20 protein-coding genes are annotated in these 24,873 nt (G+C 40.4%); 9 read left to right on the forward strand and 11 right to left on the reverse strand.

Annotation, left to right across the window (positions count from 1 at the left end):
* Positions 1-61 precede the first annotated feature (61 nt).
* The gene (locus B151_RS0116390) at positions 62-250 is read left to right on the forward strand and encodes a hypothetical protein (RefSeq protein WP_020404735.1); all 189 of its coding nucleotides are present in this window, start codon (positions 62-64) and stop codon (positions 248-250) included.
* A 463-nt stretch (positions 251-713) separates the two neighbouring features.
* Entirely contained in the window at positions 714-3,428 is a 2,715-nt protein-coding gene (locus B151_RS0116395) for a CHAT domain-containing protein (RefSeq protein WP_425402420.1), read from the forward strand.
* A 41-nt stretch (positions 3,429-3,469) separates the two neighbouring features.
* Here B151_RS0116395 and B151_RS0116400 read toward each other — a convergent pair whose 3' ends face one another.
* Complete coding sequence (locus B151_RS0116400) at positions 3,470-4,225, reverse strand: tetratricopeptide repeat protein (protein WP_020404737.1); 756 nt, start codon at positions 4,223-4,225, stop codon at positions 3,470-3,472.
* 590 nt (positions 4,226-4,815) lie between these two features.
* On the opposite strand from B151_RS0116400, the gene B151_RS0116405 reads away from it, so the two are divergent.
* Both B151_RS0116405 and B151_RS0116410 read left to right on the forward strand, forming a co-directional pair.
* Positions 4,816-5,934 (forward strand): glycoside hydrolase family 3 N-terminal domain-containing protein, encoded by a 1,119-nt coding sequence (locus tag B151_RS0116405; RefSeq protein WP_020404738.1) that lies wholly within the window; start codon positions 4,816-4,818, stop codon positions 5,932-5,934.
* A gap of 3 nt (positions 5,935-5,937) precedes the next feature.
* Positions 5,938-6,597 (forward strand): HD domain-containing protein, encoded by a 660-nt coding sequence (locus B151_RS0116410; protein ID WP_020404739.1) that lies wholly within the window; start codon positions 5,938-5,940, stop codon positions 6,595-6,597.
* A 48-nt stretch (positions 6,598-6,645) separates the two neighbouring features.
* Here B151_RS0116410 and B151_RS0116415 read toward each other — a convergent pair whose 3' ends face one another.
* On the reverse strand, positions 6,646-9,393 hold the full coding sequence (locus B151_RS0116415; protein WP_020404740.1) for a prolyl oligopeptidase family serine peptidase: 2,748 nt from the start codon (positions 9,391-9,393) through the stop codon (positions 6,646-6,648).
* Positions 9,394-9,502: 109 nt separating this feature from the next.
* Here B151_RS0116415 and B151_RS0116420 point away from each other — a divergent pair, with 109 nt between their 5' ends.
* Entirely contained in the window at positions 9,503-10,075 is a 573-nt protein-coding gene (locus B151_RS0116420; protein WP_020404741.1) for a DinB family protein, read from the forward strand.
* A 143-nt stretch (positions 10,076-10,218) separates the two neighbouring features.
* Here the strand turns inward: B151_RS0116420 and B151_RS0116425 are convergent, their stop codons facing one another.
* Positions 10,219-10,686, reverse strand: a complete 468-nt coding sequence (locus B151_RS0116425; protein WP_020404742.1) for a sterol desaturase family protein — start codon at positions 10,684-10,686, stop codon at positions 10,219-10,221.
* A 182-nt stretch (positions 10,687-10,868) separates the two neighbouring features.
* Here B151_RS0116425 and B151_RS0116430 point away from each other — a divergent pair, with 182 nt between their 5' ends.
* Together B151_RS0116430 and B151_RS0116435 are read left to right on the forward strand one after the other, a co-directional pair.
* Entirely contained in the window at positions 10,869-11,309 is a 441-nt protein-coding gene (locus B151_RS0116430; protein ID WP_020404743.1) for a LexA family protein, read from the forward strand.
* On the forward strand, positions 11,299-12,633 hold the full coding sequence (locus B151_RS0116435; protein WP_020404744.1) for a Y-family DNA polymerase: 1,335 nt from the start codon (positions 11,299-11,301) through the stop codon (positions 12,631-12,633). The genes B151_RS0116430 and B151_RS0116435 overlap by 11 nt, the downstream gene beginning before the upstream one ends.
* 45 nt (positions 12,634-12,678) lie before the next feature.
* Here the strand turns inward: B151_RS0116435 and B151_RS0116440 are convergent, their stop codons facing one another.
* Both B151_RS0116440 and B151_RS0116445 read right to left on the reverse strand, forming a co-directional pair.
* Entirely contained in the window at positions 12,679-13,785 is a 1,107-nt protein-coding gene (locus tag B151_RS0116440; protein ID WP_020404745.1) for an NAD(P)/FAD-dependent oxidoreductase, read from the reverse strand.
* Positions 13,782-14,966, reverse strand: a complete 1,185-nt coding sequence (locus B151_RS0116445; protein ID WP_020404746.1) for a M20 metallopeptidase family protein — start codon at positions 14,964-14,966, stop codon at positions 13,782-13,784. Before B151_RS0116445 ends, B151_RS0116440 begins: the two co-directional genes overlap by 4 nt.
* A 111-nt stretch (positions 14,967-15,077) precedes the next feature.
* Here B151_RS0116445 and B151_RS0116450 point away from each other — a divergent pair, with 111 nt between their 5' ends.
* A complete protein-coding gene (locus tag B151_RS0116450) occupies positions 15,078-16,337 on the forward strand; it encodes a DUF4097 family beta strand repeat-containing protein (RefSeq protein ID WP_020404747.1) in 1,260 nt (419 codons plus the stop codon).
* On the opposite strand, the gene B151_RS0116455 is transcribed toward B151_RS0116450, so the two are convergent.
* Complete coding sequence (locus tag B151_RS0116455) at positions 16,334-16,588, reverse strand: DUF4405 domain-containing protein (RefSeq protein WP_169332232.1); 255 nt, start codon at positions 16,586-16,588, stop codon at positions 16,334-16,336. The genes B151_RS0116450 and B151_RS0116455 overlap by 4 nt on opposite strands.
* Before the next feature lie 103 nt (positions 16,589-16,691).
* Here B151_RS0116455 and mnmC2 point away from each other — a divergent pair, with 103 nt between their 5' ends.
* Complete coding sequence (gene mnmC2, locus B151_RS0116460) at positions 16,692-17,456, forward strand: tRNA (5-methylaminomethyl-2-thiouridine)(34)-methyltransferase MnmC2 (RefSeq protein ID WP_020404749.1); 765 nt, start codon at positions 16,692-16,694, stop codon at positions 17,454-17,456.
* 1 nt (position 17,457) lies between these two features.
* Here the strand turns inward: mnmC2 and yihA are convergent, their stop codons facing one another.
* The 5 genes from yihA to B151_RS0116485 all read right to left on the reverse strand — a co-directional run bounded on the left by yihA (position 17,458) and on the right by B151_RS0116485 (position 24,493).
* Positions 17,458-18,051, reverse strand: a complete 594-nt coding sequence (gene yihA / locus B151_RS0116465) for a ribosome biogenesis GTP-binding protein YihA/YsxC (RefSeq protein ID WP_020404750.1) — start codon at positions 18,049-18,051, stop codon at positions 17,458-17,460.
* The gene (gene purF / locus B151_RS0116470) at positions 18,051-19,553 is read right to left on the reverse strand and encodes an amidophosphoribosyltransferase (protein ID WP_020404751.1); all 1,503 of its coding nucleotides are present in this window, start codon (positions 19,551-19,553) and stop codon (positions 18,051-18,053) included. Before purF ends, yihA begins: the two co-directional genes overlap by 1 nt.
* Before the next feature lie 97 nt (positions 19,554-19,650).
* On the reverse strand, positions 19,651-21,762 hold the full coding sequence (locus tag B151_RS0116475) for an ATP-binding protein (RefSeq protein WP_020404752.1): 2,112 nt from the start codon (positions 21,760-21,762) through the stop codon (positions 19,651-19,653).
* An 85-nt stretch (positions 21,763-21,847) separates the two neighbouring features.
* A complete protein-coding gene (locus tag B151_RS0116480) occupies positions 21,848-23,908 on the reverse strand; it encodes an ATP-binding protein (protein WP_020404753.1) in 2,061 nt (686 codons plus the stop codon).
* 162 nt (positions 23,909-24,070) lie between these two features.
* Entirely contained in the window at positions 24,071-24,493 is a 423-nt protein-coding gene (locus tag B151_RS0116485; RefSeq protein WP_020404754.1) for an OsmC family protein, read from the reverse strand.
* Positions 24,494-24,873 lie beyond the last annotated feature (380 nt).

The following is a 24,873-nucleotide window of genomic DNA, read 5'->3' on the forward strand; positions in this document are numbered from 1 at the left end:
CCTGGTAGTCTTACTTACTCAACAACAAATATAAATCAACAACCCAACAACTCTATCTATCATGAAATCACTGAAATCTGTCTTCGCCCTTTTTGCCATCGTTACCCTTTCCTTCGGATGTGCTTCCGTTACCGACGCTTCTCTTTCCGAAGAACTTAACGACCAGCCGACCATCGAAACCACCACTTCCAACGACGGCGTTTTCGGCACCGGCAATGAAATGGAACCTGTCATCGAGAAACCTTGGTAATAACTTTTTCAACTCCATTATTAACTGTTAGTCTATTTAGTATCTTATAAGTATTAATGGAGCTTATATGTTTTTATGTTTTTTGATCGCAATCTTTACTACAGTTCTTCCTGATTCAACCAACATTGAGGTAAGGATAGAGAAACAGGTAAAAGAATATATTTCAGGAATTAGTAGCCAAGAAAGTGATTTAAGTAAATGGGCACTTTTTGAAATCTCCTCAAGTGACTGTAAATCTGTCGATAAAGTCTTACAGTATTTGGGAAAAGCAGAGGAAAAAGAAAAATATACCAACCTCAAATGCAAGACATCAACAAGGCAAGATGCCTTTGATAATCATTTTGAACAATTTTGGTCAAAAGAAGATCATAAACTATTAAATAAAATAGTCAAGAATGACACTCTAATTAATGAAGATATCCTAAGTCTGTCAGACAAACCTCATATTCATCTTACTTTATTAATGAGAAGAGGTTTCGACCGTTATTACACAAAAACCTTTTTGAAAAGTGCGCTCCAAAAATGGATAGATCTTGAAAAAAAAATTAAGGATAAAAGCTCACTCAAACATACTTTATATGTAGCTGATATAATTTGGGTAAGTTTCATTCTTGACGAGTATCAAACCGTAAAAGATTATGCAGAAGATTTTTTAGAAAAGAAAAATTTTCCTGTTTCTATAAAATTACTGAGAATTTTTGATGCTTTAGACTATTCTTTTTATCCAACTTTAGAGTATGATAGATCACTTAAACTTCAGCGAGAGTATTCTATCCCACTAGCTAAATACCTTGAAGACAATGAAAGGATTAGAAGATTAAAAATCCGTCAAGGTGTCTACTTATATGCTCTAGGAAAGTATGAGGAGTCAAAAAATATCTATGAAGAATTATATGCCCAAACTGGAATTGATGATTTTTATTTATTCACGAATCTTGGTATAAGTTATTACAGGCTCGGATATTCAAATAAATATATTTCCTTTCAGCTTCGAGCACTTGAGCATGATTTTGCTAATTATAAAAATTTACTCAGTGTATATAGAAATCTCTTTCTTTACTACACAGCAAATAAGGATGTAAAATCTGCATTACAATATATTGGAAAAGCGAAAGAAGTAGCTATTGAAAATCAAGATTCAACCGAACTGGCTCTTATTGATTCATTCTTAGGGACATTTTATTGGTCTCAATATGAAGATCATCAAAAAGCCTTGGATAACTTCACTTCAGCCCAACAAATTTTAGATCCCAACCAAAACTACACCAATTATATAAATCTTATATTTGAAAAAGGTGATGTCCTTTATCGTATTGATTCTCTGAAAAAAGCACGGGAGATCTTTGAGACCGGTAAGCAGCTTGCTCTCTCTAAATCAAATACGGTCGATTATCTTGACGCATTGATCAATCTCACTGCCATAGAGCTAAAAGAAGGTGATTTGGCTGCTGCAGGCAAAATATTAGATGAAATAAAGCTTTACTCACTGGAAGATCTTGATTTCCCGTTACTCACAAAGTCTTTTACGATAAAATCACGTTTCTTGAGCTTGACCGGAAATTCAAGAGAGGCAATAGACAACCTCAAACCTGTCGTTGATCAAGTGATAGACCGGGCCAAGAACAACACAGATTCTCAGGAAGGATATTGGTCTGTAGAAGAAGAATACTTAGACGCGGTTCAATTATTGGTAGAACTGCTTATCGCTAATGATAATTTATATGAAGCCGTGACCCTGCTTGATCAGCTTAAAACGATAAATGATGCTTCCCTGTATAACAGCCCATTAGTGAAAGCTTCAAAACTTTCAGAAGAAAATCTTTCAGAGGAAAAACGTCTGAATCAACGTTTGCAAGCATTGAGAAAACGATATCTTAATGCAGACCAAGATTCCCGTTTCGAAATTAAGAAAGAGATTGACCGGATCTCAGCATTACGTGAACAAATACTTTCTGAAGCTGACTTAAATAAAAGCACCCCTCTATCTCCTATTTGGGCCATACAAAGATCCATCGGTAATAATGAACTGGTACTCCATTTTACTGAAGTGGGTTCTACTTTATATATCACATACCTGACGGAAAATGAAGTAAAAATAGATCCGCTCACATTTTCACCAGAACAAAAAGAGCATTTTGGAAAAGTCGCAGACGCGCTGGCTTCAGGGGCTACAAACCTCGACGCCCTTTTTAGTTTATATAAGCAGCTTGGCCTAGATGAGATCCCTCAGGATGTTGAACAAATAACTGTTATTCCTGACAATTTTCTTTATAGAATCCCTTTGGAGGTTCTTCCTACAAAAAAACCGGATTCTCCCATCAGCTTCGGAAGTACGAAATACCTGATCGAAGATCATCATTTTAGATATTTCACTTCACTCAAAGAGTTTGAAGATAACCGGCGGAGCATTTCTTCAATAGACAAAACAGATTTTGATTTTTCCGGTTTTGCAATTTCTGACTTCAGAAATTTCGATGGAGTGAACTTACCTTCTTTACCATACGCTACTGTTGAAACCGAAAATATCGAAAAAGCTCTCAGCTCAATGGATGATAAGGTGGTATATACCGGACAGAACGCAACGAAGGAAGCTTTTAAAAACAGAGTGGGCAACTCAAGATTGGTACACGTGGCTACACATAGCGAAGTGTCAGAGCAAGACCCTTTATTTTCCACCATATATTTAAGCACTGACAACAGTTCCATCCAGCAAACCGATTCTGCCCTTCAGTCGGAGCAGGCTTTATATGCCTATGAATTATTTGACACCCCCTTAAATAGTGAGTTCATTATGTTGAATTCATGTAGTTCGGGTTCGGGTAATTATATACAGGGAAGTGGAATTATGGGGATAAGCCGTGCCTTAAGATATGCTGGTGCAAAAAGTTTAGCGCTTAACCTTTGGGCCGTAAATGATAAAATCGCTTCTGAGTTTGCTACTGATTTTTATTACCACCTTAACCGAGGTGAAAGTAAGAATGATGCTATTAGAAAAGCTAAATTGAAACAACTCAGAACCGGTAATGCAAATCCACACTTTTGGGGTGCGTATACTATGATTGGAAATCCAACACCTATTACCCGTTCCCGCAATAACCTTAACTGGTTTTTAGGAATTATGGCCATCGGGACTATTATGGTTGGATATTTAGCCTATACCGGCTCTAAAACTAATTGAAATATTTTCTAATTCAATAATTCAATTGGCCCAAACAAGGGTTATTCACTTGCCGTGACACCTACATTTCCAAGTGCATCCATATAAGTTTTAGCCACACGACTGTAAGCCCCATTTAATTCATAGGCATTTCTGAAAGCGGCTTCAGCTTCTTCAAGACGATCTAATTGAAAATATGTATTTCCTAAAAACCAATACCCTTTTTCCAGGGTCAGTAAATTAACATTATCCTGGCTTACAACTTTTTCGAAATTCTTAACTGATGCCAAATAATCTCCATTATTATACTGAATGGATCCTAAGCTTAAAGCAATTTCAGCAATCAATTGAGAATTTTCTGTTGAATTCAGTTCTTCCTGAAGTAATGAAATAGCTTCTTGTACTTCACCTTCAGTTGCTAATTTGATGGCTTTACGTATCACCTCATTGGTTACTGTTCCGGGAACGCCTTCAGCACTTCTCACTACATCAAGACCTATTTGATTAAGTGGGGAAACCGATAAATCTCCGGTAGTATTCATATTGAACACCCCAATCATCGCTGCTATTAATATAACGGCTGCGGCAGCTGTGTAACGAATAACTTTTTGGAATGTATGTACATTTGAATTGCTCGCCTTCGATTGTTTCTTATCGATAACCGCTTTAAGATTGGCTACACTCTTCATGTAATCCATGTAATATTCGTCCTGGATCAATTCTGCCCATAATTCATCTACTTCATCTGCACTTAGTTTTCCGTTGACGTATAGATCAATTTTTCTCTCGAGTTCTTTATTTGATTTACTTTCTATCATTTGATTCTTAATTAATGTTACTAACGAATAATATATGCCTCAGACATTATTATTTACTAAAAATTACCCATAAGTAGAGAAAACCATGTTTTTACTCTCCACTACAATCATAAGAGTATCAATCTGGGTATTTGTTACAATTTTATTTCATTTTTTTTTCTACAAATATTTCCGCGTAAGTCACTTTCACATAAAAGAGATTCTGCACCTCTATATGTTACACCCAATCTCACCTTAACATGTAAATATTAACTGATTCTAACCCTGTCTCATATGTTCTTAATGTCGAATTATGTGTACCCCGGGTCTTTACTCGCTTCCTGAACCGGCCAAGTATAATTTAAAGGTGGAATAAGTTGAACATAGTTAGTTATCAGGTTTTGGATTAAAACAGGCCCAAACTAATAACATTCAAATTCATGTATAATCATCTGATGAAATGACTTTAACTAAAAAAAGTGGCGCTGCCTTGATCAGTATTTTACTAATTGCGTATAGGGACATTCCCTGTCACTTTCATATTCGGAGAATATTTAACTTCACAAAAGTTTTAGATAGTTTACTTCTTCAACATAAAAATCAGGTTACTGATGATTCGACTCCTACTCCCTTTGCTTTTACTTTCTATTTTAATTGGGTGCAATAAATCTAATCCTCATCCGGAAGAAATCATAGATTCCAAACGACTTGGACAAATGATTTTGATTGGTTTTCGCGGGGCTGAAATTGACGGCAACCACCCCATTGTACGGGATTTGAGGGAGTTAAATATTGGCGGTGTTGTTTTATATGATTACGACCGTGAGTTAGGGACTTTCGGCAGAAATATCGAATCTCAGGATCAACTGCTCCAATTGTCCAGTGATCTGATTTCGAATGCTTCAACTCCACCAATCATTGCAGTACACCAGGATGGAGGAATAGAGTCTCCTTTAAATAAGCTTTACCCCACAGCAATTAGCCCATTTTCAAAGACCCATTTTAGTGATTCCGCTACAACTATCTCCTATTCCAGGTCCTTTGCGCAAGAATTCATGGTTCTTGGACTGAATACCAATTTTAATCCCCGCCTGGATCTTAAAACTCCCTCCAATAAAGCACCAACACCCGGAATCATTTCAAGTGATCCGGAAATCGTCATCCAACAAGCAAACTACATCCTGGATGAATATGACAAAGAACACCTGTTCAGCGTGCCCAAGTATTTTCCCGGATATAGCAGCGATTATCATCCTGCAGACTCCACAAACAATATAACAGATGTCTGGTCTGAGAATTTTCTAAAACCTTATCAGTCGCTTTTATCTGAGCGTGATATCTCTGGCATCATGACCGCGCACAGCTTTAATGCGAATATTGATTCTGTTTGGCCGGCCACCCTTTCAAAAAAAACCATCACCGGATTGCTTCGGGATTCTTTAGGATTTAAAGGCGTTGTTATTTCAGACGATCTCCAAAAACCTATTATCACTTCTCGTTATGATATGGAAACAGCAATTGCACAATCGTTAAATGCCGGTGTAGATATTTTGTACTTCGGCAACAATTTTGAATACGATAAAGACCTTGCTCCTAAAGTTCTCCGGGCAATCCAACAGGTTATGGCAGATGGACGAGTTTCGAAAGATACCGTAGAAGAGTCGCTTAATCGTATCGAAAAACTAAAGAAAGATGTGATCGAAGAACTCTGCAGCTGCTTTAATTTTTAGGAAATGAATAAAACTGACATCATCAAGGAGACCGAAAATTACGTTCGGAATAAATTAGAAGGCGAAGGCACCGGACACGATTGGTGGCATATTCACCGCGTCCGAAGCATTGCTGTAAAACTTGCAGAAGAAGAACATGCCGATCTTTTTGTTGTGAACCTGGCGGCTCTTCTGCACGACATCGCCGACCATAAATTTTATGGGGGTGATGAAGAAATCGGTCCGGCTACCGCCCGACACTGGCTTGAAAGCTTACAGGTTGAGAATCCTGTCATTAACCATGTTTGTGACATCATTCGCGATATTTCTTTCAAAGGCGCCCGGGTTGAAACTCCAATGAAAACCGTTGAAGGAAAAGTAGTACAAGATGCCGACCGGCTGGATGCCCTGGGAGCCATCGGCATTGCACGGGCTTTTGCTTACGGCGGATACAAAAAACGTCCGCTTTACGATCCTGATATCAAACCGGAAATGCATGATTCGTTCGAGAGCTATAAAAAAAGCAAAGGCTCCACGCTCAATCACTTCTATGAAAAACTGTTTTTGCTCAAGGATCGAATGAACACCAAATCCGGCCGTAAACTTGCCCTCAAAAGGCACCGCTTTATGGAACAATTTGTAGAGCAATTCTTAGCCCATTGGCGTGGAGATTTCGAACCCTGAATAAATTATCTGAACTTCGACTAATTGAAAATCTCAAGTTCAGCCTTTCTAATCTCCAGTATAGCTTTCTCCTTCTAAAATCCATTCCGGCTCACCTTCCCCTTTCAGGTAATAGTCGAAATATTCTTTCATACGAATCGCATAGTCCAGTTTGTTAGTAAATTTCTGAGGATGATGCGGCTCATCATGGTATTGCAGGAATATTACATCTTTGTTGTAGCGGCGCATTGCCAAATATAACTCAATGCTTTGATACCATGGAACGGCGTCATCAGCATCACCATGCATAATAAGCATCGGTGTGTTAATTCGATCAGCATAAAAGACCGGTGAATTCTCAATATATAGATGAGGGGCTTCCACCAGCGTTTTTCCTATTCTACTTTGAGTTTTTTCGTACTGAAATTGCCGGGCCAGCCCTGAACCCCAGCGAATTCCGCTATACGCACTCGTCATATTGCTGACGGGAGCCCCGGAAACAGCAGCATCAAAAATATCGGTTTGTGTGACCATGAACGCGGTTTGATAGCCACTCCAGGAATGTCCGTGTAAACCAAGCTTATCTTTATCGGCTATACCCATTTCAATCAATTTCTGAATTCCGGGAACCAGGCTTTTGGTAGCAGCCAAACCGGGCCGGCCGATTTCAAACCGAATATCCGGAAGAAAAACTACATACTCATCACTTACATACTGTGCAAAAACGGGACGGTGATTTGTTTTTGGTTCGTTGAAATCATGCAGGCGATCCGTAAAAAATCGATAATAATAGGTCATGATCGGGTAGCGTTTGTTTGGGTCATAATTATCCGGTTTAATGACCACTCCCTGTATGAACTTTCCATCCACACTCAGCCAGTCTATTAGTTCTGCACTCCCCCAATTCCATTTTTTGTGAAGGTCTTCATGAAGATGAGTCAGCTTGCGGGTTCGGTCAAACTTCCAATTGTCAGACACCCAAATATTTGGAAATTCATCGTAAGCTTCGCGTTTATACAATACTGTGTTTGCATCCTCCGCTTTCTCTACGAAGGTAAATTTCTTGTCTTCTTCCAACAACCGGTTCACCCCGGATTTATTTACACGGACCGAATAAAATCCAAAATTTTTCTTCAGATCATGATACGAAGTGAGCAGTAATTCTTCGCTATTCGCAAAAGGTTCGTCCCAATCTTTATTCATCCGCTCAACCCGGAAAATGCGTTTGGCTTTGCAGCCTTCACCGTTAGTAAGATTATTAGGCTCACTAAAATCTGTAGGAAATCGCCAGATGTCGTATTTATCATAGATCAGCACAGCTTTATCACCCTCGACCCAACCGGCCACTCCATAACCCGGTACGCGAGAGGGATAATCATGATCTTCATTATAAAATGGAACCTCCAGATTGGCCGTAATATTTCGGCTTATGCCATTCTGAATATCCAACAGATACCAATTCTTATCCACATAAAGCGTTGCAAACCTTCCATTCGGAGATAAATTCACTCCTTCTGATAATTTCTTCCCGATCAATGTCCGTTTACCCGTATCAAGATTCACAACATACCAATCGTTGAAAAATCCCTCCCATGTCATTTCCTTTAAATAAGGTTTCTGCGAGCTTCCCAAAACTACCTTAGGATTATGGGCTACACGAATATCCTCCATTTCATGGTCAGCCAATTGCACCCAACTATTTTTATTCAAATGATAAACCGCCATAAACAGATGATTCTTTCGGGAATTCCAGGTGTTTTTTTCATGTGTTTTGATGCGAGGATCATCGCCATGCCAGATGTCTAAATCCCGGTCGTCTACAATATCTTCAATATCGTAAATGTCCTTCTTCTCATCTTCCTGATCTTCTTTTTTGGAGTCGATCGCTGCCATTTCAGCATCCATGAAGCCGAAGAACAATCGTTTTCCATCATGACTGAAGGTGAGTTCGTTGTTAGAACGCAGGGTGAATCCCTCATTTGCTTCATCAGAACTCAGTAGCGTCATCAATTCTTCGTTTTCAGCATTCCAGATTTGCAACGAGGCATTGCTTTCGGTGTATGAGGTGTCATAAGTGGCTTTGGTGAAAGCCAGTCTTTCCTCATCATAATCCCAGGTTAAATTCGAGAATAATCCGCTTTCCGCGGCATCTATCACTTTAGATGTTTCTGTGTTCAAATCAAACGCATATACGCCATTAATGGCATTTGAGGTATCTACCGTAGAGTAGGCGAGGTAATTTGAGAGGCTGTCGAAAGCTACTTCCCGAACAAAAGGGATGTCATATTCATCTCCCGAATCGAGATTCTTTAGCAAGAGTTCGGTGCCTAAATTTTTGTTCTTAGACTTAAGATCCTCCACTTTTTTGCTTTGCGTATGGTGAATTGCCAGCCAACGGCCGTCTTCAGAAAATTGAAAGGAGCTAACACTGTCATATTCCGTGATCTCTCCGTTGTTGGTCGATAACAGAGACAATCCTTGCTGAGGTTTATCTTTGCCTTCTTTAAGCTCTTCAGCCAGTGGAACCTTCCGAAATACGGCAACCCATGCTCCGTTAGGTGAAATTTTAGGAGAAGCTCCCAAAGTAATGGAGTACGTATTTCGCCCGTTTATGCTCTTCACTTCTACTTTTCCATCACCTCGATCAGGCCAAACTTCATAGGCCACCCAGTTGCCACTTTGAGAAAGTTTAATGGCTCCGATGTCTTCAAATTTCATGACATCTTCGAAACTCAGCACCCCTTGTGCCGTAGCGGAAACGGAGAGCATCAAGCCCATTAAAAGAAAAAATGAAAACCGAATTTTAATTGATTGCATAGCTTGATAATTGATTTCAGATTTTGACTAAAAGAAAATAGATTCAGCCATCAGATGAAACAGACTTCCCAAACCTTTTGGATAATTTTACCAGACTTACTTCCCAACTATGAAAAACTCAGAATATACTTACGATTATTTTCTTACTGCATTTGAGCAAGCAAAAAATACAGCCTCAGAATTGACGGAATCTGTTTCTGAAAATGTGTACCTGAAGAAACCCACCGAAGACAAATGGTGCATGGGAGAAATACTAAGTCACTTGGTGCAAGCAGGAAATGAATATCTGCCGCAGATACAAAAAGGATTGAGCAAGCCGAATGATCAATTGGAAATTGGAGGAGAACCCTTCACTCCAAATTTCTTTTTCCGTTGGTTTATTAAGATCGTAAGCCCGGAATATAAACGAGAAGTCCCTACCGTAAAACCTTTTGAGCCTAAGCAAGCAGATAAAATTGATAAGGAAATGGTATTAGCTGATTTCATCACTCTTCAGGATGAACTTATTTCCTTATTAAAGCGATGTAAACTGGAGCAATTAAATCTGGATCGCATCAAAACCCGAAACCCTATTGTGAAATTAGTACCCATGTCGCTCACGGCATGTTTTGCCATTCAGGAAGCACATCAACGACGACACTTTGCACAAATGCGGGATTTGAAAAAGAGATTCAGTTCTTAATTCGTATTCCCGCCGAGCGTGTGGAACTGGGATGATGTGTTGATCATCAAATTTTTCGGAGTGTTATTGTCATTTTTTGGCAGACCCTACTATGTTGTTTTCTTTCCTAATCTGAATTAACCGTATTGACTCAGAAACCAAATTCAGCGATCGAATTTACGTTTGTGTTCGGGGTATTTATCGTAGGGAAAAAGAAAGAGCCCATAGGGTTCGTGGCCTTCTTTTCCCACATCCTGATGATGACGCTGGTGGGCACGTCGAATGAGCTTCATGATCTTACTGTCACTGCTGAAAGGCATAAACCGCTTATGCGCAAAAAGATCATGAATAATGAAATACAGTACCCCATATATAGCAACTCCCGCTCCGAGACCAAAATAAGGTTGTTCAAACATTGATGTTGCGCCATTTACCATCATCCAAATAGATATTCCTGCAAATATCAGCGAGAAGATATCATTTAGTTCAAAGAGCCCATGAGTTGGTTTATGATGTGACTCATGCACTTTCCATAGAATTCCATGAAAAAGCCACCGATGCACACAGTACGATATGATCTCCATCCCTGCAAAACCCAATACCATTATACCAATCAAATATAGCCAATCCATGATCTTCTTTTATTCGAGCGTTAAAATTCTATAGTGCACAGAGCCCCAATCAGTTATCTGCTGTGTTCACTAATTCAACATATTTTACTTTGCCTGCCTAACTAAAATTTTGAGTTTATAGTTTAAAATTTCCTTTATCACACATATATTATACATGCAATCTCAAAAACAGTGAGGCCTTTATGGAGGGACTGAAAATATATCAGGGCGGATCGGAAAAAAAGCCGAAATATGAATTAAAACTTTCTCAAAAAGCGGAGACCGGATTTGTATCGCCTGCAGCCGATCATCTTCAAAAACCCCTGGATCTGGAAGAACTTATCGTTCATCATCCGACCGCTACTTTTTATGTGCGTGCAGAAGGTAGTGCGATGCAGGCATCGGGCATTCACAATGGTGATATTTTAGTCGTCGATCGTTCACTTCATCCACAAGATGGTGCCATTGTAATAGCTGCGATTGATGAAGAACCGGTCATTCGGCGTCTCATCAAAAGATCCGGTCGAATTCTTTTGGTTTCCGATGACCTGAAACTTGAACCCTATGCCATCTATTCTGACACCAACTGGATGGTTTGGGGAGTAGTAACCCATGTAATTCATAAATATCCACATGCTCATTGAACCAAATTCTTTCAACAATCGCAGTTCCATTGTGTATGCAATGATCGACTGCAATAATTTTTATGCCTCCTGTGAGCGAGTGTTTAATCCTAAGCTGGAAGGAAGGCCGATCGTTATTCTATCCAACAACGATGGATGTGTAATAGCCCGCTCCGAGGAAGCCAAAGAGCTTAATATTCCAATGGGCGCACCCGAATTCAAATACCGAAAACTATTTAAAGACCGGGGAGTTGAGGTACGCTCTTCTAACTATCCGTTGTATGGTGACATGTCGCGACGGGTCATGGAGACGCTCCGTCATTTAACACACGACATTGAAGTGTACAGTATTGATGAAGCTTTTGCCGAACTTTCTACACATACCTATTCTGATCTTGAAACGTATGGGAGGGCCATAAAGGAAACGGTGTATAAATGGACCGGTTTGCCTGTTTCTGTGGGAATAGCACCCAGTAAAACATTGGCAAAGATCGCTAATGAGACTGCAAAACGAAATCTAAAGTATGATGGCGTTTTGAACCTTTGTAATAATGCCGGAACTGATGCCATTCTTAAGAAAATGCCGCTGCAAAAAGTGTGGGGTATTGGCCACGGACTCACCGTTCGGCTGAACCGATTTAATATTACAACCGCCCATGATCTGAAAAGACAAGTGAATAACAAACGCTGGGTTCGTAAACATTTAAATGTTACCGGTTTGCGAACCGTACTGGAACTCAATGGTTTATCTTGTATGAAATTAAGTGAAGCTCTTGAAACGCGTAAGGGCATCCTCACGTCCCGTATGTTTGGAAAGCCTCTGTACGACCTCAAAGAAATACAGGAAGCAGTGGCCACATATATTTCGCGGGGAGCTGAAAAATTACGGGCACAAGGTTCGGTTGCTTCAAACCTGCAGGTGACTCTAATCGGCGACAAATTCAAAAACCCAAAATCCAAATATAAATACGGAGCCTATACTTCCTTTAAAGTTCCCACAGCGCATACCCCAACGCTCATCCGAGCGGGAGAAATCATTACAAGATCGCTCCATCTGCCCGATACTAAATATAAAAAAGCAGCGATCATGCTAACAGGGATTGTCCCACACAGCGAAGTGCAGATGGATCTTTTTGATCCTGAATTATACACCCGGCAACAGTTTCGGCTCATGGAGTGCATCGATGAGATCAACAGTAAGCACGGAAGGCATACAGCCGCATTTGCCGCCACAGGGTTACACCGGCAAAAGAACGAAGAAGCAAAATGGAAGATGAATCAAAATTTTCTCAGTCAAAGGTACACTACAGAATGGGACGAAATCATGGCCGCGAAAACAAAATGACAAACGCCTTGGAGAAACCTAATATGGTCATAATTATTTCATAAACTATGACACCATATCAGCGGCTTCCCGACCGAGCTGCATTCCCAATGCTACCCCCATTCCGCTAAGTCCTGCTACCACAACCGTTGAATCCGAGATCTTCCTCAGAATTGGACTTTTAGTTGAAGTGAACCCCATAATACCAGACCACTCCGTTTCGATCTCCCAGCCTTTGGGAAGTCGTAAAACGCCATTTGCAAACTTCAACAGGTGGTTTTTGATCTTGTGATTGGTTCCAAATTCAGTTGTTGTTTCCACATCAATGTCTAAACTTCGAGCACCTCCAAGCAACATTCTATTTTCGCCAACACCCCGGAAATAGTAGTAACCGGCATCATAATGATACGTTCCTTGCCATTTAAGATCCGAAATAGGTTTGGTTACAAATACGAATCCTCGGCCGGGTTTAATGTCGATATTATCAATGATTTTTGAAGTAAAAGAATTGGTAGCCACAATTATCTTATTTGCATGGAATTCAATTCCCTCATCCAAAACAAGCCGGGAGTGTTCTGTATCCAGGTGTTTAACCTGCGAACGCCACCTGAACTCTATGCCAAGAGCTACGTTCTTTTGATACAGAGTGTTCATCATCTTTCCTGGATGCAAGCAACCTTCATGATCGATACTTATGGCAGGAAACCCATTGTGCTCTGTTTTCTTGTAAACCTCTTCTTTACCGGCTGCTTTCTTCAGCCATCGGTTGCAAATGTCTAAATGATCAAGTGCTTCCTCATATATCTTTTCATCAGTAAATATCTCATATGCACCGGGTTCTCTATAGGCTATATTTTCGTCTCCCAAGGTGGTACGCAATAACTTCAAACCATTAAAACGACGGCGAATCCGGTCAATGATATTTGACTCTTCTTCTATCTTCATATCCGCCATATGCTCTGTTACCGAGCCAAAACAAGCAAACCCTGCATTCCTGGTACTGGCGCCAATCGGGAAAAAACCCCGGTCTAAAACCAAAACCGATGCATCCGGATGCTTCTTCTTAAAAAAATGAGCCGTGGATTGTCCTGTAAGTCCCGCTCCAATAACGACCAGATCGTAAGTGCGTTCATATAATTCCGATTCCCAAAAAGATCGCTCTGCGTTTATCATAATTCTTCAAATACTAAACTTGCCATTAATGGCGTAGCGATCTCAAAAAAGCGATCGTCCACATTATATTTTGGATGATGCCACGGATATTCCGAATCCGATTGCTTGCTTCCGCTTCCCACAAAAAAGAAGGCTCCGGGAAAGTGGCGCTGATAAAAAGCGAAGTCTTCTCCGGCCATGATGGGACGCTTCATTTCAATCACCGCTTCTTCGCCAAATAGATCTTTAGCTGTTTTCAGAACAGCTTTTGCTTCTTTTTCGGAATTGATAACAGCGGGATATCCCGGATTGAATTCGAGAATATATCTTCCACCTGCCGGTTCTGTGATCCCTTTTGCCAAAGCATGCAACTTTTTCACCACTAATTCTTCTGTTTCAGGGGATAACGTTCTCGCGGTTCCCCACAGTTTTACTTTTTCGGGGATGATATTATGAGCCGTACCGCCTTCCACTTTACCGATCGTCACCACCACCGGTTCGGTTGGATCTACGTTTCTGCTGGCTATGGTTTGAACCGCATTTATAAATTGAGCAGCCATTACTACCGGGTCGATAGCTTCATGGGCCCGTGCTGCATGCCCTCCTTTGCCTATGATCTCCACTTCAAATTCGGAGGTAGAAGCCATCAAGGCGCCGGTTTTGGTTGCTATGGTTCCTGCTGCATGCATAGGTGAGGTATGAATTCCGAAAATTGCATCAACTCCTTGTTTTTGCAAAAACCCTGTTTCACTGAGCAACTTTCCGCCTCCCGGTAATTTCTCTTCTCCCGGCTGAAAGACCAACAACACCTTTCCTTTTAAATCCGATTGGAGATCTTTCAGGATCTTAGCAACCGCCAATAAGTTTGAGGTATGAGCATCATGTCCGCAACAATGAGCCACTCCCTCATTTTTTGACAAGAATTGCTGCTTGGCATTCCCTTCTTCCATAATAGGCAAAGCATCGATATCTGCCCGTAAAGCAATCACACGATCAGATTTGATCCCGCCTTCAATGATGCCAACGCACCCGGTTTCAAGAGGACTATCATAAGGGATATCCAGTTTTTCGAGTTCAGCCTTTATAAACTTAGTGGTCTCAAATTCCTTGAAACTCAGCTCAGGATATTGGTGTAAAAATCTCCTGGTTTTGATGGTGTCAGGTAAATACTTATCTGCCAGTTCTTTGATTTTTTTTTGCATCTGATACGAGCTAATTTTGTTTAAACAATAATAAGAATATTATGGGAGTTGACGTAACCTTTTGGCTCATCAAACGTACCTGAGCTTGTTATTCAAAACCGAAGGAATATTATGAAGAGATCATCTTGGGAAATTATTTTAGCCGGCCTTGTTTTTGTTGGGATTGGAATCTACGTAACCGGAAATTCATCTGCCCCAAAGAATGCTCCGGAAATGGCTTCAGCAGATAGCATCCAAGTAAATATCAAAGAAAAAGGAATCAAAGTTATCAAGTTGGAGAAATTAAGCCAGCTTCAAAAACTTGAAGAGCTTAAACATCTTGAAAACTTAAAGAATCTTGAAAACCTCAAGAATTTAGGAAATTTCTTACCTGCTGAAGTTCGTGCTGACTTCGAAAATGAAATTAATCAGGCTTTGAAAGAATTTGAAGAAGAGAGTGTGGAAGTGAATATCAATACCGAAGATGGAACAGTATCCATACAAAAAGCCATGGATGTTTCGTCATCTGGCGACTGGACAGCTGTTTCTCCCGGTGTATTTGCCTATGTGAAAGAATTTAGTGCTTCAGATCTTGAAAACGCCGCTATCAGCCTTCCCTTTGGATCGATCGAGGTGACGGGGAGCAGTTCCGGCTCCGGAAAGTTAACACTTAAAGCATCCGGGCAAGTATCAACCAAAGACGACCTCAAATCTATGATTAGTGTAAGCGAAGATCTTGGGAATCAGAATGCATCATTTCTGGTAAAATCTCAATCCACAAAAAATTCTACCGACCAAGGCGTCCATCTTGAAGCCGTTTTATCTTTACCAAATCATGTCGATTTAAGTGCAACCACGAATGCCGGACATATCTCTTCCAGGAATATAACAGGCCAACAAGATTACAAGACTCAGGGCGGGCATATCAAGCTTTCTGAACTGTCCGGAAAAGTGAATGCAAAAACCAATGGCGGACATATTTCATTGGAGCAATCCAACGGAACATTTGTGCTACGATCTGCTGGAGGCCATATCAGTACCCAAGAAACAGAAGGCAGTGTGAGCATGGAAACGTCAGGAGGTAATCTTCAGGCTATTGAGTTAACCGGTTCGGTCCAAGCCGCTACAAATGGAGGAAACATCGAACTCCAGTTTGATGAATTAAAAGGAAATTCAGCGGCATCTACCGGAGCCGGGTCAATCACCTTAATTTTACCAAAGAATTCTGATGCCGAATTGAACCTTGCAGGGAGCTCTGTCGAAGTGCCCTCTACATTTGCATTCACAGGGAATAAATCTTCCTCAAAAGTAGTTGGTTCTTTAGGAAATGGCACATATACCCTTAAAGCAAAAACCAGCTATGGAAAGATCGTTCTCAAACCTAAAAATTAGTTTTTCTTTTTGAAGTAAGAAGTAATGATCCACTTCAAGTGAAGGCAAAGGTGGATCGTAACGATCAGTGTAAAGAAGACGGCTATCCAAAAATGCACGGAACCCCATTCATGCCGTGTAAGCCATACCGCTGATTGTTGTCTGCTACCCGGCGGTAAAATAAATTCAAGAACAATGCCCGTTCCAATTAAAGCAAGCATGGATACAAAAAGAAGCCCATCAATAACGACCTGTTGTGTATGCTTTCTCATTTCTCCCATCCTCCGTTTTCATTAATCTAAAAGGTGGGTATAAATCTTTTGTGAATTTTTTCAGGCGACTCTTACTTTGTGAAAAATTAATTTTACTCTTTCTATGAGCCCAAAAATTCACCAAACCAAAGACGGTTCTTCAACACTCTACTCTGAGCGCTTTGATCAGTATTACCATAATCCAAACGGCGCTGCATCAGAAAGTTTATATGTATTTTTTGAGCAACCCGGACTCACTGATTTTATCACAAAAAGCGACCAGCTAACGATTCTGGAAATAGGTTTTGGAACCGGACTCAACATGTTGCTTCTTATAAACCTGGCCAAACGATTAAATCCAGACATTTCCATCCGCTACTATTCTATTGAAGCTTTTCCGGTTTCCGCGGAAACTGCAAAAGATTTCGACTTTGGAAAGCATCTTACGGAACCTGAACTTTCTAAGATTTTGCCCACCATTTTTTCGGAGCTGCATCCCGGAATGAATGTCATCAAACCCATAGCATCTTTAAATATTGAGCTTCACTTATTCTATGGTAAATTTGAAGATTTCAAGCCTGAAGATTTAAAGGCAGACTTTATTTTTCATGACCCGTTTTCACCTGAAGTAAATGAAGAATTATGGTCGAAAGAAACCTTCCTGAAACTGGCAGATTATTCCAAAAAATCCACCGTGCTTTCTACTTATTGTGCAGCCTCAAAGGCGCGTGGAGCTTTATGTGCAGCAGGCTGGCATGTTGCTAAAGCGCGTGGTGCATTAGGGAAAAGGGAAATGACCATTGCAGCAAGATCGGAACAACCTTTGGCAAAATTTAAACGAGTAAATGAAAGAAGGCTGGCTGAAAGATATCAAAAAGGGGATTTTTGATTCAGTGCTCAAATACGAACTCTTTGATCAGCTTCTCTACTTCTTCTACACCCTCTTTGGAAGAAGATGAAAAAGATAATACGGGCACTTCTATATTCATGTCTTTCAGAATGCGCCTGACTTTTGCTTTTGAAGAACTCACTTTATTTTTTGAGATCTTATCAGATTTTGAGAGCAAGACGGCAAAAGGCTTTTCATTCATCCCCATCCAATAAAAGAAGTCTTCATCCAGTTGGCTGGGATCGTGACGGGCATCTACCACATGCAGGATCAACCTGATGGATTCTCTCTCAAGCAAATACTCACGAATGTTCTTACCCCACCGATCTCGTTCTTTTTTAGGCACTTTAGCAAAACCATAACCGGGCAGATCTACCATAAAAAACCGATCTCCGATCTGGTAATAATTCATCTGCTGGGTTTTACCCGGAACGTTGGATGTTCTTGCTATATTCTTTCGGTTCAGCAAAGCATTGATCAAAGATGATTTCCCCACATTTGACCGGCCGGCAAAACACACCTCCGGAAGAGTAGAAGGCGGACACTCTTCCAGTTTAGTAGCGCTGGTAATAAACTTAGGCTGAGCTTTAAACATTAGATAAGATCGTTGGCTTCTTTTTCAACACCGAAATTCACCGGAACCGGATAATTACCGGTAAAACAGGCTGTGCAATAGTCTTCATCAGAAGGATTTGCCGCTTTTACAGCTCCAACCAACCCGTCCGGAGATAAATACCGCAGGCTGTCTACACCGATCTCTTCAGCCATCTTATCAATATTGCGATCAAATTTATTTGCGATCAGCTCGTCCGGACTGGGAAAATCCATTCCATAATAACAAGGCGATATGATTGGAGGCGAACTAACCAAAAAGTGAATTTCTGCCGGATTGCATTCCCGGATCATATCTACAAGATATCGAGAAGTGGTTCCACGAACTATAGAATCATCCACGATAATGATAATCCTGCCCTCAATAACCCCACGAACAGGGTTGAACTTCGTTCGAACCTTTTGCTCACGAGATTTTTGTCCGGGAGAAATAAATGTACGGCCAACATAGTGATTTCGAATCAGCCCCATATCGTATTTGCACGCGTGCCCCAATTTCTGGCTTTCGGTCGCATATCCGAGAGCTGCAGTGTTACTTGAATCAGGAACCGACATCACCACCGGTTTTTTCCCGGTATCATTGTTCTTGATAATCTCATTCAACGGATGTTCGTTCGCCAATGCTTTACCGAGGTTACGCCGGATCTTATCTACCATTTCCCCAAATATCATACTATCGGGGCGAGAAAAATACACATATTCAAAAATACATTGACTGGTACCCGTGCCCTTGGTTGGCGGTATAAAATATGATTTGGGTTCACCTGTTTTTATTGCTTCATCATCTATCACTACCACTTCACCGGGTTTAACATCCCGTATGTATTCTGCGTTATTGATATCAAAAGCGCAGGTTTCACTGGCCACACAAAATGCTCCGTCTACTTTCCCAAGAGCCAACGGACGAAATCCATTGGGATCACGTACGGCAATGAGTTTATCGTCTGTCAAAATAACCAAACAATAGGCCCCTTCTATTTGCCGGAGGGCATCCATGATCTGGTCCATCTGATCCTCATACAGACTATGTGATATAAGATGAAGGATCAATTCTGTGTCAGAGGTACTTTGAAATAAAACCCCTTCTTTCCGAAAACGCTCACGGATCTGCTTGGCGTTGGAAAGATTTCCATTGTGGCCAATCGCCAAATTCCCATTCCTGTAATGAACCCTGAATGGTTGAATGTTAGCCGGGTTTTTGGATGAACCCGAGGTAGAGTACCTGTTATGCCCAATGGCTTTATCGCCCTTCAGAATTTTTTTAAAGACCTTGGAATCATCAAAAACGTTTAAGACTAGTCCAAAATCCTTGTAAGAGGGCATAGTCAGCCGGTCTTTATTCTCATCATAATAGGATGAGACTATACCTGCAGATTCCTGTCCCCTGTGTTGTAGGGCATGCAAGCCATAATACGTGTGTAAGGCAGCATCAGGATGATTATAAATTCCGTAGATTCCACAATATTCGCGAGGCTTGTCGCTCATACTTTTTATACTCCAGCAATGAGGGTTGATTAGATTTGAAGATAAGAAATTATCTCCGGCTTAGAGAATTAGAACTCCGAGAAGTTATTGACAGGTTTTACACATTTTGGTTGGGCTTAGGTAATTCTACATAAAACGTTGTTCCTTCTCCTTCTTCACTTTCAAACCAAATGCGTCCATTCATTTTTTCTACGAATTCTTTGGTCATGCTCAGGCCAAAACCCGATCCTTTTTCTTTACCGGTTCCGGTGCGGGTCCATGAATTGCTGTTAAAAATTTTTTGCATAGACGATTCGGGAATACCTACTCCGTCATCTTTCACGGAAATTATAATTTTACCTTCCTTTTCTTGAGCCTGTACATCAATGTTACCTCCCTCTTCAGTGTATTTGATAGCATTAGAGATGAGGTTCCTGAAAATCACACGTATAGCATTGGCATCAGCTATCACTGTTTGTCCATTCAGGTTGCTCTGCAAATCTATTTGTTTCTGGATCGCTAAAAATGACTGAGTGGTTATCACATCATCAATCAGGGGTCGTATTTCTACCGGTTTAAGATCAAGATCAAAACCCGATAGTTGATCTTTAGCCCAAGCCAAAAGGTCTTCAATGACATTTACATTTTCACGAACAGAGGCCTCAATTCCATCCAACAGTCGCTTCAATTCATCTCCTTTAAGAATGTCTTCCCTAATCAATTCAATCACTCCCTGAACAGAGGTTAGTGGTGACCGAAGGTCGTGAGATACGACTGCAAAAACCTTATCCTTGGCTTTATTTATATCTGCAAGTTCATCCCGCTGAGCCTCAATTTCTTTAAGCAACCGCTCTTTTTCCCTGGCATTTCTCCTTGTTATGTACAGCAATACCACAATTAGCAGTAAGATAACCGCACCAGATGCAATTAATATCATCTGAAATTGAATACGCGCCTCTTGTTGCGCCTGTTTTTCCTGCAGTAACCGATTAATCTCATTCTGACGCCTCAATTCAAGTTGACTTTCCAAGTCAGCTAACTCCCGCTGTTGCTCGACGGTTCTAAGGCTGTCCGTAATTGCATTATATAATTCTAAATAGTTTAAGGCTTCCCGGTACCTATTGGCTTCTTTAGCCGCTTCATATAGCATAATCCGAGACTCTTCGATCATAGCCGGGTTCTCTAATTCTTGAGCTACCTGATAGGCATTTTCAAGTAACTGAATTGCTTCTTCAAATCGACCCTGATCCTGATACAATCCTCCTAAACCGGCAAAATTGTGATATATCCCTTCCCGAATTCCATATTCCTGAGATTCACGAAGGGATTGCCTGTAGTATTCCTCCGACTCCCGGAAATTTCCCATCTCCTGGTTCAGCCATCCTAAATTATACGTGATCATTAAAGTTGGCCGATTGGGAAAAAGGTTCTTACTCAGATCAAATGCTTCCAAATAAAGTTCTTCTGCTTCTACATATTTTGCTTCCAGTCCACGTACGTTTGCAAGGTTTAAATAAGCCTGGTACACCCGTTCAGTGAATCCTATTTTTTTTGAAACTGAAATAGCTCTTTTCAAATAATCAGCAGCTTTATCAAGCTCTCTTTCACCGGAATAAACTCCTCCAATGTTAAGTAAAATAGTACCCAACATAGAAGAGTCCCGAGCTTGTTCCGCATAGGTTATGGCCTGCAAATAACTTCGGGTGGTCTCGGTGATATTTCCAAGTTCCTTATACACAACACCTAAATTTAGATTTGTACCTGCCACCAATTCGGCTTTTGAAGGTGATTCTAATTCTGAAGCCATCTTAAGTGCCCGCATATAAGCTTCTTTAGCCTTCTCATAATTACCCAGGCTTAGTTGAGCCTCCCCAAGCTCGTTATAGTAGCGAACTTTAATATCTGCCGGACCATCAGAAAATCTCTGAAGCATCTGTTCTGTAAGTACTTTAACAGAATCGTACTTTTGTTCGTAGTTAAGAATGGTAGCATACCTATACTGTGCAAAAGCCTTTCCATACTCAAAATTCAAACGCTCAGATAATGAGTCAGCTCTTTGGGTTAAAACAAAAGCTGAATTAATGTTACCCTGCCTTAGTTCATTGTCTACTTCATTTAAAATTCTCATGATATTAGCACTGTCCGATGAGCTCACCGTTTGTGCTACAACCTCACTTTTGAACAAAAGAATAGAAAAAATTGCAAAGGCTACTTTGATAGACGTTTTCAAGAAATAATATTTTTTGAAATTTAAACGACCTGAAAATACTAAAGCCTTTCGTTTTTGAAAGGATCATTTATGAAATGAGTATCCCTCACGCTTTGGGAAGCTCCACGAAAAAGGTAGTACCTTCTCCTTCTTCACTTTCAAACCAAATGCGACCACCCATTCTTTCAGTGAACTCTTTACTCAGGCTAAGCCCGAAACCGGAACCCTTTTCTTTTTTGGTACCCTCGGTGCTCCAGGTCTTGCTGTTAAATATTTTTTGAGCTGATTCTTTTGGGATACCTACCCCATTGTCTTTAACCTTGATGATAACCGAATTGTCATTTTGTTTGGAGGATACTTCTACAGAATCCCCTTTCTCAGTGTATTTTATTGCATTTGATATCAGGTTTCTAAATATGATACGCGTTGCATTTGTATCCCCCTTTATGATCTCATCATCTAAAGTTGAGGTCAATGAAATATCTTTACGAATAGCCAAAAAAGACTGACTTTGTATCACATCATTGATCAGTGGCTTCAATTCCACCTTCTCAGATACCATCTTCATTCCGGAAAGTTGTTCTTTTGCCCACGCCAAAAGGTCTTCTATCACATCAACATTTTCTTTGATAGATACATCGATCTCCTCTACCAACTTTTTCAAATCATTTCCATCCAGCAGTTCATCCTTCACTAACTCCAGAACTCCCTGAACGGATGTCAGCGGTGACCTAAGATCATGTGATACTATGGCAAAGACTCGATCTTTAGCTTGATTCAACTGCTCAAGTTCATCTTTACGGTCTTGTAATTCTTCCAATAACTGCTGTTTCTCCGATGCTCGTTTACGAGACATTACCAATAGTGCAGCTATCAATAAAATGATCAACACCGATGCAGCAATTAAAATATTCTGTGAGAATATCCGCTGTTCCTGCTGAGATTGTTTTTCCTCCAACAATTGATTCACTTCCTGTTGCCTGCTCAGCTCAAGTGTACTTTTTAATTGCGAGAGTTCTTTTTCCTTCTCGATATTTGTAAGGCTGTCGGTTAAAGCTTTGTTATCTGCTAAGATCTTGTAAGCTTTCTCATATTTACCTGCTTGAGCATATGCAGACTGTGCCTGCTGCTGAGCTACATTCAAGGCTGTCAAGCTCCCTGAACCTTCAGCCAACGGTAAAGCTTGTTCTATTTGAGATATGGATGCTTCAATTCGACCCGTTTGGCCATATAAACGACTTAGCTCCAGGTGGTTGAAAAAAATACCTTGTGGTAACTGAATACTTTTGCTCATCTCCAGCGAACGTAATAAATAATCTTCGGCCACTTCAAACCGACCCATTTTTCTTAATGAGACCCCTTTGTTATGTACGATAATAGCCGGAGGAGTATTTGGCCGAAGTTCTTTCCATAAAGATTCAGATTGCTCATAGTATACAAGAGCCTGCTCAAATTCCTCTTGATCTCTCAGTAAATTTGCCAAATTTAGGCTTGCCCTGTATTCATCAATTTTATTATTGATAGATCGGCTGATTCTAAGTGACGCTTCAAGGTAATAGCGAGCTTTTTCATATTCTTTAGTCTCTTGATAAGCATTCCCCAAGTTATTGTATAGAATCGTTAGCAAAGCAGAATCAGAACTGGCAGTGGCGAATTCGATAGCCTTGAGATAATTTTCAAAACTCAAATTCATATTTCCAAAATCTTGGTAGATACTTGCCAGGTTTTGATGCATCTCAGCTATAAAGCGACTTTTCTCGCTGCCTTCCGGAATATCTTCCGCCATTTCTAATGCTTTTTTCAAAACAGGTAAGGCATCAATAATATTTCCCTGATCATAAAGTACACCACCTTTCAACTTGTAAAGTTGATGAATTTGATCGGATTCTGAAAATTCCTGAATAGCTTTATTTACTATTGAGTCTGCTTTCTGTAATTCTTGACGATCAATATAAGTATCCACCAAAATGATGGCGGCGCTGTGTTGTCCTTTCGAATACTGAATATCTTTTGCGATACGCTCAGCCTTCTGAGCTGCATAAATTGTACTGTCTAACTTTGACTCAGATTTATAAGCCCGGGCTTGTTGAAGCAAATTTTGGACAAACGTGGTATCGACCTTTCCTCCATCAGAGGACTGCCCAAATACCTGGGTGCCTAAACTCATTATTATGAATAGTCCAACTGTTCTAAAAATCATTTTTTTAAATGCAAGGAGCAGAAATTAATTGAATAAGAATTCTTCGAAAGCTTCATAAGCACAATAAAATAATAAAGCCCTTCAATCTTTGAAGGGCTTTATCAAAATTTATCAGTTAGAAAATTTAAATCAATGGATCAAAGTAGCATCAAGATGAATGTCCACACCCGTCAAAGCCTTAGACACCGGACAGCCTTTTTTTGCAGCCTCAGCAATTTCCTGGAATTTAGCTTCATCAATATTGGGGACATGCCCTTTGGTTATCAATTTGATTGTTGTAATAGATGCAGAACCCGGATCAATGGTTACTTCTGCTTCAGTTTCTACAGAATCGGGTGTAAAACCGGCTTTATCCAATTCATTAGAAAAAGCCATTGAGAAACACCCGGCATGAGCTGCACCTATTAGCTCCTCGGGATTTGAACCATCTTTGTCTTCAAATCGAGTCGCAAAACTGAATGCACCCTCGTAAGCACCACTGCCTACTTTCATGGTTCCATTTCCTGATTTTAAGTCACCTTTCCAAACGGCATTTGCTTTCTTAGTCGGCATAATTAACAGTTATTTATTGTGAATCTTTTATTTCATGTTTAATAACGAAGCTGCTCAACAATGCATTCCCATTCGTATTAGAATACAACATTTGAATGGCTCACCATTAAAAGAAAAAATATACTCACTAATTTTAAAAAAGAGTTGAATAGTATCCTAAAGTGCCCTTATATTTGTTGCCCTTTCAAAAAGGAATTTATTGAAAAGCGGGAATAGCTCAGTGGTAGAACATCCCGAGAACTAGGGACCAAGGTTGGGGTCGCGAGTTCGCTTTAAAACCACACTATATTTTGACTTATTGCGGGAATAGCTCAGTGGTAGAGCATCCCGAGAACTCGGGACCAAGGTTGAGGTCGCGAGTTCGCTTTAAAACCACACCA

The organism is Gracilimonas tropica DSM 19535, from assembly GCF_000375425.1.
Classification (GTDB): domain Bacteria; phylum Bacteroidota; class Rhodothermia; order Balneolales; family Balneolaceae; genus Gracilimonas; species Gracilimonas tropica.

What these genes read in the sequence shown, in the direction of transcription:
- B151_RS0116390 (WP_020404735.1), top strand. Translation starts at nt 62, where the DNA reads ATGAAATCACTGAAATCTGTCTTCGCCCTTTTTGCCATCGTTACCCTT.
- B151_RS0116395 (WP_425402420.1), top strand. Translation starts at nt 714, where the DNA reads ATGAGAAGAGGTTTCGACCGTTATTACACAAAAACCTTTTTGAAAAGT.
- B151_RS0116400 (WP_020404737.1), bottom strand. Translation starts at nt 4,225, where the DNA reads ATGATAGAAAGTAAATCAAATAAAGAACTCGAGAGAAAAATTGATCTA.
- B151_RS0116405 (WP_020404738.1), top strand. Translation starts at nt 4,816, where the DNA reads ATGATTCGACTCCTACTCCCTTTGCTTTTACTTTCTATTTTAATTGGG.
- B151_RS0116410 (WP_020404739.1), top strand. Translation starts at nt 5,938, where the DNA reads ATGAATAAAACTGACATCATCAAGGAGACCGAAAATTACGTTCGGAAT.
- B151_RS0116415 (WP_020404740.1), bottom strand. Translation starts at nt 9,393, where the DNA reads ATGCAATCAATTAAAATTCGGTTTTCATTTTTTCTTTTAATGGGCTTG.
- B151_RS0116420 (WP_020404741.1), top strand. Translation starts at nt 9,503, where the DNA reads ATGAAAAACTCAGAATATACTTACGATTATTTTCTTACTGCATTTGAG.
- B151_RS0116425 (WP_020404742.1), bottom strand. Translation starts at nt 10,686, where the DNA reads ATGGATTGGCTATATTTGATTGGTATAATGGTATTGGGTTTTGCAGGG.
- B151_RS0116430 (WP_020404743.1), top strand. Translation starts at nt 10,869, where the DNA reads ATGGAGGGACTGAAAATATATCAGGGCGGATCGGAAAAAAAGCCGAAA.
- B151_RS0116435 (WP_020404744.1), top strand. Translation starts at nt 11,299, where the DNA reads ATGCTCATTGAACCAAATTCTTTCAACAATCGCAGTTCCATTGTGTAT.
- B151_RS0116440 (WP_020404745.1), bottom strand. Translation starts at nt 13,785, where the DNA reads ATGATAAACGCAGAGCGATCTTTTTGGGAATCGGAATTATATGAACGC.
- B151_RS0116445 (WP_020404746.1), bottom strand. Translation starts at nt 14,966, where the DNA reads ATGCAAAAAAAAATCAAAGAACTGGCAGATAAGTATTTACCTGACACC.
- B151_RS0116450 (WP_020404747.1), top strand. Translation starts at nt 15,078, where the DNA reads ATGAAGAGATCATCTTGGGAAATTATTTTAGCCGGCCTTGTTTTTGTT.
- B151_RS0116455 (WP_169332232.1), bottom strand. Translation starts at nt 16,588, where the DNA reads ATGAGAAAGCATACACAACAGGTCGTTATTGATGGGCTTCTTTTTGTA.
- mnmC2 (WP_020404749.1), top strand. Translation starts at nt 16,692, where the DNA reads ATGAGCCCAAAAATTCACCAAACCAAAGACGGTTCTTCAACACTCTAC.
- yihA (WP_020404750.1), bottom strand. Translation starts at nt 18,051, where the DNA reads ATGTTTAAAGCTCAGCCTAAGTTTATTACCAGCGCTACTAAACTGGAA.
- purF (WP_020404751.1), bottom strand. Translation starts at nt 19,553, where the DNA reads ATGAGCGACAAGCCTCGCGAATATTGTGGAATCTACGGAATTTATAAT.
- B151_RS0116480 (WP_020404753.1), bottom strand. Translation starts at nt 23,908, where the DNA reads ATGAGTTTAGGCACCCAGGTATTTGGGCAGTCCTCTGATGGAGGAAAG.
- B151_RS0116485 (WP_020404754.1), bottom strand. Translation starts at nt 24,493, where the DNA reads ATGCCGACTAAGAAAGCAAATGCCGTTTGGAAAGGTGACTTAAAATCA.